This window comes from Microbacterium sp. SMR1, assembly GCF_003289625.1.
GTDB lineage: Bacteria > Actinomycetota > Actinomycetes > Actinomycetales > Microbacteriaceae > Microbacterium > Microbacterium plantarum.
Genome location: NZ_QMBN01000002.1, coordinates 1,051,807 through 1,065,140 on the forward strand (window position 1 = coordinate 1,051,807; position 13,334 = coordinate 1,065,140).

The following is a 13,334-nucleotide window of genomic DNA, read 5'->3' on the forward strand; positions in this document are numbered from 1 at the left end:
TTCGCAGCGGATCGCGGCCCGCCGGCATCCGGGGAACCGGCAGTGCTGATCCCGCGCCATCAGGAGCTTCTTCATCGAAGCCGTGGGTCGGTAGGTGTCGATCTCGACCGGGGTGCGGGTGACGGGGTCGATGAAGAGCCGGTCCCACTCCGACACCTGCCCGGCGAGCTGCCGCACGGTGTCGGCATCGACGAGCCCGGCCCCGACGGCTTCGGCGGGGTTCTCGTCCTTACCCATCAGTGTCTCGGCGGTGACCGCCACCTGAACCCGCGCGCGGATCGCCCCGAGCCCACCAGCCCGATCGATCCCGTACGTGGGGTCGACCACCGGCGCCCCGCCGAGCACCAGGTCGCCGAGGATGTCGGCCCGCAGCTGATCCATCGTCCGGGTATCGTCGGGCTCGCCCTCCCCTGCTCCATCAGCACGGGCGTCCTTCACGGACTGTCCCATCTGGGTGAGTCTGTCGAGCATCCCCGTGGCGATGACGGTCGGGAGGTTCGCGACGAGGTTCGACATCCCGTCCGTCCCGTGGAACACCCGCACGCACCGTTCGGCGGCGGCGGTCTTGTGCCGTTCAGTGAACGCCTGCGGGTGAAGCCGGGCCGCCAACGCGTCCAGCGCACCCCGCACCCGAGAGGGCACATCCCGCTCGCACACCCCAATAGCGGCTTCCGCGAACGAATCCCGCACCTCATTCGGAAGCCCCGCACCGACCCGCACGACCACATCCACGTGTCCGCGTTCGATCCGCCGCTGCACCCACGCCTCGAACACGGCCGGGTAGTCGTCGATGACGGTCATCGCATGGTCGATCTCACCCTGCAGGCGCCGATCCGTCAGCCGCGCCATCCCGGCCGCTTCGGCTGCCACCGACCGCAGCTCCATGTCCGACGCCATGCCTCGCACGCCGTCACGGCGCGCCTCACGCAGAGCCGACCGCCCCAGCTCCGCCAACGCCCGAACCCGCGAAACATCAGCCGCACGAACCTGGTCGAGCGCGTCCGCGAACACGGAGAACGCCTCGGCGTGCGGCGACGCATCCGAGGCAGCGCCACCCCTGAGCCTCCCGCCGCAGTTCGTTTTCATGTTCCCATCCTGGCGCCCACCTCAGACATTCCCATCGAACGTACGTCCCCCTGTGGGTAACTCGTCGCACGTCCCGCCGAGGGAGGAGCCCGTGCCGAAATCGCGTCGACGTTCGCGACCCTGGCAGTCATGACGTACACTGAGAGGAGCAGTCGAAATCTGCATTCTTTCGCCATGCCCAAGCGTCGAAGACTCGACGGCTGTGGAGGAATGCGGGCGTAGACCCCGGGGTCCGAAGGATCTCTAGGGCGGTAGCTCAATTGGCAGAGCAGCGGTCTCCAAAACCGCAGGTTGCAGGTTCGATTCCTGTCCGCCCTGCGCGTCGGCGTCAGCCGGCACACGGAAGGTATCAGGTGGGTTCGATGGTCCAAGAGGGTGGCGAAGTCGTCGCCGCAGGTGGCGCGCCCCGCGAGAAGAAGCCCAACATCTTCGCGCGGATCATCATCTTCATCCGCCAGGTGTTCGCCGAACTCCGCAAGGTCGTCACCCCGACCCGCCAGGAGCTCGTGAAGTTCACGGCAGTGGTCCTCGGATTCGTCGTCGTCATGATGGCGCTCGTCTACGGCCTCGACGTCCTGTTCGTCTGGATCACGACCGTCGTCTTCGGCGTCCCGGGCTGATCGACGGGCCCAGCCCGCACGACCCGCGAATGCCTGCCAGCCAGGCATCCCGACAACCGATGGAAGAGAACGCAGTGTCAGAACGCATCCCCGACGACGTCGATTGGGCCACGGCCGCCGAGCAGTCCAGCGAGGACGACGAAGCCCAGGAGGGCAACGTGCTGGCAGGCCAGGAGCGCGCCTCCGACGCCGCCGAGCACGCCGCCGTCCACGTCGTGGACGATGAGGCCGAGCAGGACGACACCGACCTCGACGGTGTGGAGATCGACGACCCCGAGGCCGACGCCGTCGTGAACGACGCGCTCGAGATCGACGAGACCGCCGAGGCCGAAGCCGCCGCGGAGGTCCTGACCGACTCCCTCGAGGAGGAGATCGCCGAGCAGGCCGCTGAGGCGGCCGATGAGGTCGAGCCCTACGACGGTCCCGAGCCCGACGTCGAGGTCTCCGAGGAGGCCGTCGACTACCTCTCCGAGTTCGAGGCCGCCGCCGGCATCGAGATCTCCGTCGGCGACGACGAAGACCCGTACGAGGCGTTCCGTACCGAGCTGCGCATGCTGCCGGGCAAGTGGTACGTCATCCACTCCTACGCCGGGTTCGAGCGCAAGGTGAAGGCCAACATCGAGCAGCGCAAGTCGACGCTCGAGGTCGAGGAAGACATCTACCAGGTCGAGGTCCCGATGGAGGACGTCGTCGAGATCAAGAACGGTCAGCGCAAGATGGTCACGCGCGTCCGGATCCCCGGCTACGTGCTCGTCCGCATGGAGCTCACCGAAGACACCTGGTCGGTCGTCCGCCACACGCCCGGTGTCACGGGCTTCGTGGGCAACGCCCACAACCCCACGCCGCTGCGCTTCGACGAGGCGTTCAACATGCTGAAGTCGCTCGTCGAGGTCAAGGAAGCGGCTCCCGCCAAGGCCGGCGCGGCCAAGGGCGTCGCCGCCCCCACGCGCAGCGTCGTCACCGAGGTCGACTTCGAGATCGGCGAGACCATCACGATCAAGGAGGGCTCGTTCGCCGGCCTTCCCGGCTCGATCAGCGAGATCAAGCCCGAGAGCGGCAAGCTCACGGTGCTCGTGTCGCTCTTCGAGCGCGAGACGCCCGTCGAGCTCTCGTTCGACCAGGTCACCAAGCAGTAACGCGACATCGCGTCGACGAGCGCCCCTCCGCCACCCGGCGGCCGGGGCGCTTCGTCGTCCCGGCGCCGCCCTCGCCAGCATCCTCGAAGCCGAGGATGCGGTAAGCTTGGGGAGTTTGCGGGCGCTTGTGCGCCAGCATGATACAACCGCCGCTCGGAGATGCCGGGCGTGCGGGAGAGGGATGCCGCCGGCATCCGCTCGACGAAAGGAAAACGAATGGCACCGAAGAAGAAGGTGACCGGCCTGATCAAGCTTCAGATCAACGCCGGAGCAGCCAACCCGGCGCCGCCGATCGGCCCCGCGCTCGGTCAGCATGGCGTCAACATCATGGAGTTCTGCAAGGCGTACAACGCCGCGACCGAGTCGCAGCGCGGCAACGTCATCCCCGTGGAGATCACCGTCTACGAGGACCGCAGCTTCACGTTCATCCTGAAGACCCCGCCCGCCGCGGAGCTCATCAAGAAGGCCGCCGGAGTCGCCAAGGGTTCGGCCACGCCTCACACGACCAAGGTCGCGAAGCTCACGAAGGACCAGGTCCGCGAGATCGCCGAGGCCAAGATGCCCGACCTGAACGCCAACGACATCGAGGCCGCCTCGCTGATCATCGCCGGCACCGCCCGTTCCATGGGCATCACGGTCGAGAGCTGAGGGGGAGAACACAATGGCTAAGTCCAAGGTTTACGAAGCAGCCGCGGCGAAGATCGACCGCGACAAGTTCTACAGCTCCACCGAGGCCGTCGCTCTGGCGAAGGACACCGGTTCGAAGAAGTTCGACTCGACCGTCGAGGTCGCGCTGAAGCTCGCTGTCGACCCGCGCAAGGCGGACCAGATGGTCCGTGGCACGGTCATCCTGCCCCACGGCACGGGCAAGACCGCTCGCGTCATCGTCTTCGCGACGGGCCCGGCCGCTGAGGCCGCCATCGCCGCCGGCGCTGACGAGGTCGGTGGCGCCGAGCTCATCGAGAAGGTCGCCGGCGGCTGGACCGCTTTCGACTCGGCCGTCTCGACGCCCGAGCTCATGGGCCAGGTCGGCCGGCTGGGTAAGGTCCTGGGTCCCCGTGGCCTCATGCCCAACCCGAAGACCGGCACCGTGACCCCCAACCCGGCCAAGGCCGTCGAGGAGATCAAGGGCGGAAAGATCGAGTTCCGTGTCGACAAGCACGCCAACGTGCACTTCGTCGTCGGCAAGGCGTCGTTCTCGGCCGAGCAGCTCGAAGAGAACTTCAACGCGGCGGTCGAGGAGATCGTCCGTCTGAAGCCCTCGAGCGCCAAGGGTCGTTACATCCAGAAGGGCGCCGTGTCGACCACGTTCGGCCCCGGCATCCCGCTGGACGTCAACGCGCTCGTCTGATCGCGATTCGCATGAACGGGGTCTCACCTTCGGGTGAGGCCCCGTTCGTCGTTCCGGGCCCACCCGGATCGCGCTAGCGTCGGCTCATGCGGCATTCCCTCACCGATCTCGTCGGAATCGATCTGCCCATCGTGCTCGGACCCTTCGGGGGCCTGTCGTCCGCGGCGCTGACGGCCGCGGTCAGCGAGGGAGGTGGACTCGGGTCGTTCGGGCTCTACGGTTACGACGGCACGCGGATCCGCGAGACCGTCGCGTCGATACGAGAGCGCACGGCTCGCCCGTTCGCTCTCAACCTGTGGCTGCCGCTCGGCGACGAGGTCACGCCGGACGGAGTGGATGCCGCGCCGTCGCGCGACGCGCTGCGGCCGCTCTACGCCGCCGCGGGCGCGGCCGTGCCCGAGCTGCCGGAGCGCTTCCTGCCGCCGCTCGAGGAGCAGCTCGCTGCGATCTGGGAGGCACGACCCGCGGTCCTGAGCGTGGTGTTCGGCGTGCCCGCGTCGGCGGTCGTGGAAGACGCGCATCGGCTGGGCATCCGCGTGATGGGGACCGCCACGACGGTAGCCGAGGCGCGGGCGCTCGAGGCCGGCGGCGTCGACGTCATCGTCGCGAGCGGCGCCGAGGCCGCGGGTCACCGCGTTTCGTTCCTCGGGGCGCCGGAGGATTCCCTCGTGGGGACCTTCGCTCTCGTGCCGCAGGTCGTCGACGCCGTGTCCGTGCCGGTGGTCGCCGCGGGCGGCGTTGCCGACCGGCGCGGCGTCGCCGCAGCGTTCGCCTTGGGGGCCTCGGGGGCGCAGGTCGGGACCGCCTTCCTCCGGACGCGACAGTCGGCCGCATCCGAGGGCCATCGCGCCGCGATCGCCGGGGCGCAGGACACGTCGACGGTGCTCACGCGTGCGCTGAGCGGGCGCCTCGCGCGAGGTATCCCGAATCGCGCCCTGCGCCACATCGAGGCGAGCGGGGTGATCGCTCCCTTCCCTGCGCAGAACTGGCTGACGGGAGTCTTCCGTGCCGCAGCCGGCGGAGATCCTGAGCTGTCATCGCTGTGGGCGGGGCAGGCGGCGGGTATCGCCCGCCGGGATGACGCGGCCGAGGTGCTGCGCGAGCTCGCGGCCGGGCTGCCGGACTGCTGATGTACGGCCGGCACCGCGGCAACGCGGCGGCGCGGCTGCGGTCAGTGGGTGTCGCGCACCTCGAAGCCCGTCGAGCCGACGCGCTGCGCGTCGGTCACCCGGGCCGTGCCGACCCGGGCTCCGGGAGGGCCCTCCGCCATCCAGGCGAGGATTGCGTCGACAGCATCATCCGTGCCCTCCAGGACGGCCTCGACCGAACCGTCGGTCCGGTTGCGCACCCAGCCCGCCACTGCGCGCCGGTCGGCTTCCAGCAGCAGGCTGTAGCGGTATCCGACGCCCTGAACGCGGCCTTCGACGATCACGTGAACGCTTCGCATCCCCTCATCCTGCCTCACGGCCAGACAAGGCTCACGGCGAGGAGGATCATGACGACGGCGACGAAACCGTCGAGCACCCGCCACGCCCGCGGGGTCGCGAGCACCCGGCCGAGAAGCCGCGCGCCGAAGGCGAGCGCGAAGAACCAGAGCACGCTCGCCGCCACCGCCCCGACGGCGAACCAGACCCGGTCGTCGCCATGGGTGGCGGCGATGCTCCCGAGCAGGAAGACGGTGTCGAGGTAGACGTGCGGGTTCAGCCAGGTCAGCGCGAGGCACGTGAGCACGACGGTGGTGCGGCGTGCCGGCGCCGGCCGTTCGGTCGCCGCGTGCGCGTCGAGGGCTTGTCCGCTCGGACGCCAGGCGCGGCGGGCAGCCAGGAGGCCGTAGGCGAGAAGGAACGCCGCACCGGCCCACCGGACGACGGGTACGAGCCACGGCACGCCTTCCACCAGCAGGCCGAGGCCGGTCACCCCCGCGACGATCAGCACGGCGTCGGATACGGCGCAGATGGTTGCGACGAGCAGGACGCGTTCCCGCCGGATGCCCTGCCGCAGCACGAACAGGTTCTGCGCGCCGATGGCGACGATGAGCGACAGACCGAGGCCGAGGCCCGAGAAGGAAGCGGAGAGCACGAGTCGACGCTAGGGTCGCAGGTCGGTACAGTCCAGTTCATGGATCTGCAGTCGATGAAGCACAGCTGAAGATGCGCGTTCCGGTCGAGCTGGTCGAGACCCTCGCGGTGATCCTCGACGAGGGGAGCCTGGATGCCGCCGCGCGTCGTCTGCACATCACGCCATCAGCCGTGAGCCAGCGGGTGCGGGCTCTGGAGCGCGTCGCCGGCCGGGTTCTGCTCGTGCGGTCGAAGCCCGCGCGCGCGACCGAGGCGGCGCACCGCTTCGTGCGCTACGCCCGCCAGCTCGCCCTGCTCGAGCGCGACGCGTTCGAGGGGGCCGACGAAGAGGCCACGAGCGTTCCGCTCGCGGTCAACGCCGACTCGCTCGCGACGTGGTTCCTGCCGCCGCTCGCCCGGGTCGCGTCCGCACGGGATGTCGTGTTCGACCTGCATCGCGACGATCAGGACTTCACCGCCGGCCTGCTCGAGAGCGGAACGGTCATGGGCGCGGTGACCTCTCGGCGGGTTCCGGTGGCGGGATGCCGGGTATCGGCGCTCGGCGCGTTGCGGTACGAGGCGGTCGCAACGCCCGCCTTCGCGAGGCGATGGTTCGCGGAGGGCGCGGGCGTGGGCGCAGGACCCGATCGCGCCGGACTCGTGTCGGCGCCGGTCGTGGACTTCGACCGTCGCGACGAGCTGCAGACCCGGTGGCTGCGCGGCGCGGGTGTGGCTGCCGCCGCACCGCCGCGGCACCGCGTCCCGGCATCCCAGGACTTCGCGACCGCCGTGCTGCTCGGCCTCGGGTGGGCGCTCCTGCCGACACTGCAGTCACGCGTGCACGTGGAACGGGGCGAGCTGGTGCGACTCGGGGGAGACGACATCGTCGTGCCGCTGTACTGGCAGCAGTGGAACCTCGCTTCGCCGCTCCTCGACGCGGTCGCCGAGGAGGTCGTCGCAGAAGCGCGGCGCGTGCTCGAACCCGTCGCGTGAGCCCGAGCTCGCTTCGCCGAGAGTGCACGCTCGTCGCGAGAGTGTCGCTATGACGGTGCGCGGTGGGCGCGAGGGTGCGTGCTCGGCGAAACCCGGCCGTCGGGCATGGGCTCAGGATTCCGCGACCGTGAGGACGACCTTTCCGCGGGAGTGACCCCGCTCGACCTCGATGTGAGCGGCGGCGACATCGGCGAGGTCGTGGACGCTGTCGACGAAGACCTGGATGGCGCCGGAGTCGAGCAGGCGGCCGAGGGTGGCCAGCACGCTGCCGTCGGGGATCACCTTGTACCCGGTCGCGCGTACGCCCGCCGCCGCGGCCGCCTCGGCGTACCCCGGCCATCCGCCGGTCGGAACCATGACGTACAGGCCGCCCTGACGGAGGACTCCGAGCGAGCGGGAACCGGTGTCGTCGTGCACGTTGCCCACGAGGTCGATGACGACATCCATCTCGCCGACGACGTCCTCGAAGCGCGTCGTCGCGTAGTCGATCGCGACCGAAGCGCCGAGCTCGCGCAGCCAGGGCAGGTTGCGGTCCGAGCCGGTGGCGGTCACCTGTGCGCCGAAGTAGGCGGCGAGCTGCACAGCGAAGTGACCGACCCCGCCCGATCCGGCGTGGATCAGCATCCGCTGTCCCTCGTGCGCGTGGGCGGTCTCGACCACCAGCCCCCAAGCGGTGAGCGCGGCGAGGGGAACCCCCGCCGCCTCCACGTGCGACAGGCTCGCGGGCTTCCGGGCGACCGACAGCGAGGGCACGACGGCGTACTCCGCGTAGCTGCCACCCGACCGGGGGAACGGCAGCATGCCGAACACCTCGGTGCCGGGCTGCAGCTCGTGGGTCTCGTAGGGGCTCGCGATGACCACGCCGCTGAAGTCGAAGCCGAGGGTGCTCGGCCAGCGATCGATGAGTCCTGCCACGCCGCGCCCCAGCCGCGTCTTGGTGTCGATGGGGTTCACACCGGCGGCCACCACTCGCACGAGGACTTCGCTCAGGGCGGGAGAGGGCACCGGGACATCGGTCACGCGGAGAACCTCGGGCGCACCGGGTTCATCGAACACGACCGCTCGCATCGTCTCGGGCGGCGCCTCGGCCGGCGTCGTCGGCTGGGAGGCGGTTGCTGTGCGCAGCGGCCGGAATCTCATCCGTCGCTCCTTCCTCACACCGCCGGCGTCGGCGGCGATGATGCTCGGTCGATCTCAGTCAATCGTGAGATTGTCTCGACCGTGTTACGCCGCGGTCACCGGAGGGAGAAGCTCGGCGTCGCCGGAAGCGGGAGCGAGGGCGTTCAGTCGGGCGTCTCGGATGACGACAGGGCGTGAAGCAGCCGGGTGAGCTCGCGGATGTCGTCGACGTGCCACGACTCGAGCGCGGTCAGCAGCGAGTTCTCGCGCGGCGCGCGGACGGCGTCGAGCCGGCGGATGCCGTCGGGGGTGGCCGAGAGCAGGCTCGAGCGGCCGTCGGCGGGGTCGGGCGTGCGCTGCACGAGCTGGAGCTCCTCGAGCTCGCGGACCGTGCGGCTGATCTGGCCCTTGTCGGAGTGGAGCGTCTCGGCGAGGGCGGAGAGCGTGATCTCGCCACGGCGCGCGATCGTCGTGAACACCTTGTACGCGCCCGGGAGCATTCCCGGGCTCAGCCGGTCGGCGTTCTCGGCGAACAGCCGCCGGACGTGCGTGAACAGCTCACCGAACTCGAGCTCGAGCGCCCGGACGGCCGCGGTGCGCTCGTCGTCGAAGACCGATCCCCACGGGCCGGGAGTCCCGGGGGTGGTGCACCCCCGGGACTCGGCGGACTCTCGCGCGGTCATCCCGATCACCCTATCGAGCCGAGCGGCGCGTCTCCGCGTCGACCGGGGCGTCGGAGTCTGCGGCATCCGTGTGGACGGCGCCGGTCGCGGTGAGGGCGTTCATGCCTTCCGGAACCGACACGGTGGCCAGGTCGGCCTCGCCGGCCTGCAGACGCTCGGTGGTGGTCATCGTCGTCAGCGGCTTGTTCGGCAGGAACACGATCGCGATCAGGCTCAGGACCGCGAACGGCACGGCGATGAGGAACGAGTGCGAGATGCCGGTGGCGTAGATGTCCTCGAAGACGATCCGCAGCGCCTCGGGCATCGCCGAGACCTGGGGGAGCGTGCCCGACTGCAGCTGCGCGGCCCAGGTCTGGGCCTGGTCGCCGAGCGACATCAGCGCGGCCTGGATGTCGTCCTTCCGATCGCTGACGAGCGTGGTGACCTGCGAGGCGAGCGCCGCCCCCATGACGGAGACGCCGATCGTGCCGCCGAGGCTCCGGAAGAACGTCACGCCCGAGCTCGCGACGCCGATCTCGGTGGGGCGAGAGGTGTTCTGCACGACGAGCACGAGGTTCTGCATCGTCATGCCGATGCCCGCGCCCAGCATCGCCATGTAGATCGAGACGAGCGTGAAGTCGGTGTCGTAGTGGATCGTGGAGAGCAGGCTCGCTCCGCCGATCAGCAGCAGTGCGCCGACGATGAGGAACGGCTTCCAGCGGCCGGTCCGCGTGATCAGCGCGCCCACGCCGATCGAGGCGACGAGCAGTCCGCCGATCATCGGGATGGTCATGAGGCCGGCCTCGGTGGGGGTGGCTCCACGGGCGAGCTGCATGTACTGGCTGAGGAACACCGAGGCGCCGAACATGGCGATGCCCGTCGCGATCGAGGCGATCACCGAGAGGGTGAAGGTCAGGTTGCGGAAGAGCGTGAGGGGCACGAGCGGCTCGCGCACCTTGAGCTCGGTGATCACGAAGAGCACCGCGCCGATGACGGCGCCACCGACCATCAGGAGGGTCTCGACGCTCATCCACTCGAACGAGTCGCCCGCGAGCGTCACCCAGATCAGCAGCAGGGAGACGGATGCCGACAGCAGCACGATGCCGAGGTAGTCGATGCGCGTCTCCTTGCGCGGGTGCGCGGGGATGTGGAGCGTGCGCTGCACGATCAGCAGGGCGGCGACGGCGACGGGGAGGGCGACGAAGAAGTTCCAGCGCCAGCCCCAGGCATCGGTGATGACGCCGCCGAGCAGCGGGCCGCCGATCGTGGCGACGGCCATGACGGCGCCGAAGAGGCCCATGTAGCGGCCGCGCTCGCGCGGGCTGATGATGTCGGCCATCAGCACCTGGCTGAGGGCGGCGAGGCCACCGGCGCCGATGCCCTGCACCGCGCGGAACGCGATCAGCATCTCGGGGGACTGCGAGAACCCGGCGGCTGCGGTGGCCAGCACGAAGATGACGATCGCGAGCTGGTACAGCACCTTGCGGTTGGTGAGGTCGGCGAGCTTTCCCCAGATCGGGGTCGAGATCGCGGTCGTCAGCAGAGTCGCCGTGACGACCCACGTGAAGGCGGCCTGAGTGCCCTCGAGATCGTGGATGATGACCGGCAGCGAGGTCGAGACGACGGTCGAGGCGAGCATCGACACGAACATGCCGAGCAGAAGGCCCGAAAGGGCCTCGAGCACGCCGCGGCGCGACATGTTCTTCCCCTCGGGTTGAGTGGATGCGGAAGCGGACATGAGTCCTCCTGGGATTCGGACGGACGCGGCTGCGTTGGCGCGGATCGTCGGCGGACGGTACTTCGGTAGCCGCGGGGCGGCGTAACTGGTTGACGAAAGTCAACCGTTGAGATCGGTCAACTATATGTTCAATCGTTGAGTTACGTCAACTATTCCCGCGCGCGCTTCGCTGCGACGAGGATGGGGACGTGTTCAGTGTGGAGGCGCTTCCCGATACCCGCATCGAGGTGGCCGTGCGAGCCGATTGGCAGCGGCTCATCGAAGCCGACCTGCCCAGCGCGGGGCGGCATCCCTCGGAATCAAACCGCCCCCACGTGACTCTCGTGGTGCGCGACGACCTGTCGACGGATGCTGGGCGCGAATTGGCGCGTCTCGGTGACGCCCTGCCGGTGGAGTGCCGGCTCGGTGGCGCGGCGGTGTTCGCTGCGGGGGAGAGGTTCGTCCTGGCCCGGCCCCTCGTCATGACGGCCGCGCTGTTGAGGTTTCACGCCCGCATCGTCGACCTCATCGGACCGCCGCCGGTGCGCTACACCGTCACCGCGGCAGACCGATGGACACCGCACATCACCCTGGCGCGCCGGATGACGGCGGAGCAGATCGGACGCGCGCTCGGCATCGTCGGGGCGCCGACCCTCGAGGGTGAACTGACTGGACTGCGCCTCTGGGATGCCGAGGCCAAGGTGGTCACGCCGCTGCGGTGATCGCGAGACGGTGCCGGGCGGCGAGGTCAGTCGCTGAGGGCGAGGGCTCGGAAGGGTTCGCGCGGACGCGATGCGACGATCCGCGGCGCTTCCGCCGCGCGCCGCTGCATCGTGCGGCGGTACAGCTCGTCGATGAGATCGGTCGCGAGATTCACGAGTGATCGGATCTCGCGCTCGTCGCGGTCGACCCACGCGCAGCGCGGCTCGTCGTCGATGGGGACGAAGTCGTCGTGCTGCTCCCACACCACGAGGGTGCGCTCGGCGCCGAGGACGTGCTGCTGCCACCACACCTGACGCAGATAGGTGCGGGGGATCGAGCGCCAGCTCTTGTTCGTGGTCTTGATCTCGGCGAGGGTGACACGGCCGTCGGCATCCACCATCACGCCGTCGGGCGTGGCGAGGTGTCGCTTCTCGACCACGGCGTGGAAGAGCGCGGACGAGGGCTGGATGCCGTGCGTCGCAGCGACCCAGGCGGCGATCTCCGGCTCGCGGCGGCGACCGTGGTCGGTGTACGCGTTGCCGGAGAACCCCGAGCCCATGAGCTTGGCGTCGGCGGCGCGCGCAATCGCCTTCGGGCTCGTCAGCGCCGCGACGTCCGTCGCCGTGATGCCCCGCGAGCGAGCCCGGATCCACGCCACGCGGTCGCGCGAGTCCGCGACGATGCGAGCAGCGAGTTCGGGTGACACGCCTTCGACCCTAACCCCGCCCGCCCTCCCTCCCCGCCCTTGCCCCTCGGCGTGCCCTCACCCCCACCCCACCCTCACGTAGGTGTTGAGTGCACGGCATCCCATCCACTGCACGGCACGGGTGCGAGGATGTCTCGTTCACCCGGCGGCAAGCCGTGCGCTCAACGGGGAGGGTGGATGTTGAATGCCCTGAGGTGGGCGGCGAGGGTTGACGGGGAGGTGACGTGACGAGGTTCCCAGCGCACGAGGCGGCGCCCGGTCGTACCCCGGATCCAGTCTTCGCGGCGCTTCTCGTCGAGGACCGTCCTCTCTGCCGAGCGGGCTGAGCGGAGCTCCGGGTCGAGGTACTTGCCGACGCCGTCGCATTCGCCCCAGGCATCGGCGTCGTCGAGGCCGAAGTCGACGCGGTACCAGCCCGCACCGCGCGGGCCAGCGATCGGCACCTGTAGCCGAACCGACCGGAAGCCGAGTTGGTGCAACCGGAACCGGCTCACGCTTTCCAGGGTCGACTCGGCCCGGCCGTCGGCGAAGCCCGCCACCCATCGAGCCCGCCTGATCCCTCGCGCCGCGCCCGCCTCGGCGATCCGAGCGGACATCGCCATCCGCCAGTCGTCGGGGGAGCGGCCCGTGCGGTCGCACCAGATCCGTTCCGCGCGGTCGGCCATGACGAGCGCCGCTTCGGGAGTCATGGTGCGCGTGACGTCGAAGACCGTCCGCGCGAGGGAGGTGCAGCGGATGCCGTTCACCTCGACGACGTCATGCGCATCGAGGGGCGCGCAGTGGCGGAATGCATCGGGGCCGCTGGAGACCCGGGCGCCCGGGGCCGTCGTGAGGTGGACGCGGGCCGGCCGGACGCGATAGAGGTCGAGGCCGTGCAGCACCCCGGCGGACTCGTGCGAGACGACCGCGTGGCCCCGGACCTCGTGCGCGACCGCCATCACATGGAGCAGATGCGCGTCCTCGGCGTAGAGCTCATCGAGCGCGGCACGGTCGACGTACCAGCCGCGTCGCACGTGCACCCGGATGCCGTCCCGCACCGAGCGGTCGATCGAGCGTTCGCTCTCACCCGCCACGAGCAGGTCGCGTCGGCGGTGGAGCAATGTCCGCACCTCATCCGGTCCTCGTCGTCTGCGCATCCCGCCCATGCTCACCCCCACCCCCACACCCCACCCCATCCCCCCACCC

General features: G+C 69.9%; 15 protein-coding genes and 1 tRNA gene. 8 read left to right on the forward strand and 8 right to left on the reverse strand.

Annotated elements, in window-relative coordinates; all coding sequences use genetic code 11:
* The coding region (locus DO944_RS09555) for a 13E12 repeat family protein (protein ID WP_258524640.1) at nt 1-1,086 on the reverse strand (1,086 nt) is incomplete at its 3' end.
* A 245-nt stretch (nt 1,087-1,331) separates the two neighbouring features.
* On the opposite strand from DO944_RS09555, the gene DO944_RS09560 reads away from it, so the two are divergent.
* The 6 genes from DO944_RS09560 to DO944_RS09585 all read left to right on the forward strand — a co-directional run bounded on the left by DO944_RS09560 (nt 1,332) and on the right by DO944_RS09585 (nt 5,323).
* Nucleotides 1,332-1,404, forward strand: a tRNA-Trp gene (locus tag DO944_RS09560).
* 44 nt (nt 1,405-1,448) lie between these two features.
* Nucleotides 1,449-1,706: a preprotein translocase subunit SecE gene (gene secE / locus DO944_RS09565; RefSeq protein WP_114588099.1), complete on the forward strand. Its 258-nt coding sequence runs from the start codon at nt 1,449-1,451 to the stop codon at nt 1,704-1,706.
* Between the two features lie 74 nt (nt 1,707-1,780).
* Nucleotides 1,781-2,842: a transcription termination/antitermination protein NusG gene (gene nusG / locus DO944_RS09570; protein ID WP_181574192.1), complete on the forward strand. Its 1,062-nt coding sequence runs from the start codon at nt 1,781-1,783 to the stop codon at nt 2,840-2,842.
* Between the two features lie 216 nt (nt 2,843-3,058).
* Nucleotides 3,059-3,490 (forward strand): 50S ribosomal protein L11, encoded by a 432-nt coding sequence (gene rplK / locus DO944_RS09575; protein ID WP_023952050.1) that lies wholly within the window; start codon nt 3,059-3,061, stop codon nt 3,488-3,490.
* 13 nt (nt 3,491-3,503) lie between these two features.
* Nucleotides 3,504-4,193, forward strand: a complete 690-nt coding sequence (gene rplA / locus DO944_RS09580; RefSeq protein WP_112616874.1) for a 50S ribosomal protein L1 — start codon at nt 3,504-3,506, stop codon at nt 4,191-4,193.
* An 86-nt stretch (nt 4,194-4,279) separates the two neighbouring features.
* Nucleotides 4,280-5,323, forward strand: a complete 1,044-nt coding sequence (locus DO944_RS09585; RefSeq protein WP_112616876.1) for a nitronate monooxygenase family protein — start codon at nt 4,280-4,282, stop codon at nt 5,321-5,323.
* A 41-nt stretch (nt 5,324-5,364) separates the two neighbouring features.
* Here the strand turns inward: DO944_RS09585 and DO944_RS09590 are convergent, their stop codons facing one another.
* A complete protein-coding gene (locus DO944_RS09590) occupies nt 5,365-5,640 on the reverse strand; it encodes an acylphosphatase (protein ID WP_112616878.1) in 276 nt (91 codons plus the stop codon).
* Nucleotides 5,641-5,654: 14 nt separating this feature from the next.
* Nucleotides 5,655-6,272, reverse strand: coding sequence for a LysE/ArgO family amino acid transporter (locus DO944_RS09595; protein WP_112616880.1), 618 nt, complete (start codon nt 6,270-6,272; stop codon nt 5,655-5,657).
* A 71-nt stretch (nt 6,273-6,343) separates the two neighbouring features.
* Here DO944_RS09595 and DO944_RS09600 point away from each other — a divergent pair, with 71 nt between their 5' ends.
* Nucleotides 6,344-7,243, forward strand: a complete 900-nt coding sequence (locus DO944_RS09600; RefSeq protein WP_112616882.1) for a LysR family transcriptional regulator ArgP — start codon at nt 6,344-6,346, stop codon at nt 7,241-7,243.
* A 111-nt stretch (nt 7,244-7,354) separates the two neighbouring features.
* On the opposite strand, the gene DO944_RS09605 is transcribed toward DO944_RS09600, so the two are convergent.
* The 3 genes from DO944_RS09605 to DO944_RS09615 all read right to left on the reverse strand — a co-directional run bounded on the left by DO944_RS09605 (nt 7,355) and on the right by DO944_RS09615 (nt 10,762).
* A complete protein-coding gene (locus DO944_RS09605; protein WP_112616884.1) occupies nt 7,355-8,383 on the reverse strand; it encodes an NADP-dependent oxidoreductase in 1,029 nt (342 codons plus the stop codon).
* Between the two features lie 143 nt (nt 8,384-8,526).
* Nucleotides 8,527-9,045 carry a MarR family winged helix-turn-helix transcriptional regulator gene (locus DO944_RS09610; RefSeq protein ID WP_112616995.1) on the reverse strand — a complete coding sequence of 173 codons (519 nt, stop codon included), beginning with the start codon at nt 9,043-9,045 and terminating at the stop codon, nt 8,527-8,529.
* Nucleotides 9,046-9,055: 10 nt separating this feature from the next.
* Nucleotides 9,056-10,762 (reverse strand): MDR family MFS transporter, encoded by a 1,707-nt coding sequence (locus tag DO944_RS09615; RefSeq protein ID WP_240309684.1) that lies wholly within the window; start codon nt 10,760-10,762, stop codon nt 9,056-9,058.
* Nucleotides 10,763-10,950: 188 nt separating this feature from the next.
* On the opposite strand from DO944_RS09615, the gene DO944_RS09620 reads away from it, so the two are divergent.
* The gene (locus DO944_RS09620) at nt 10,951-11,463 is read left to right on the forward strand and encodes a 2'-5' RNA ligase family protein (protein WP_181574193.1); all 513 of its coding nucleotides are present in this window, start codon (nt 10,951-10,953) and stop codon (nt 11,461-11,463) included.
* Nucleotides 11,464-11,489: 26 nt separating this feature from the next.
* Here DO944_RS09620 and DO944_RS09625 read toward each other — a convergent pair whose 3' ends face one another.
* Together DO944_RS09625 and DO944_RS09630 are read right to left on the reverse strand one after the other, a co-directional pair.
* Complete coding sequence (locus DO944_RS09625) at nt 11,490-12,149, reverse strand: YqaJ viral recombinase family protein (RefSeq protein ID WP_112616890.1); 660 nt, start codon at nt 12,147-12,149, stop codon at nt 11,490-11,492.
* A 161-nt stretch (nt 12,150-12,310) separates the two neighbouring features.
* The coding region (locus DO944_RS09630; protein ID WP_220118302.1) for a hypothetical protein at nt 12,311-13,334 on the reverse strand (1,024 nt) is incomplete at its 5' end.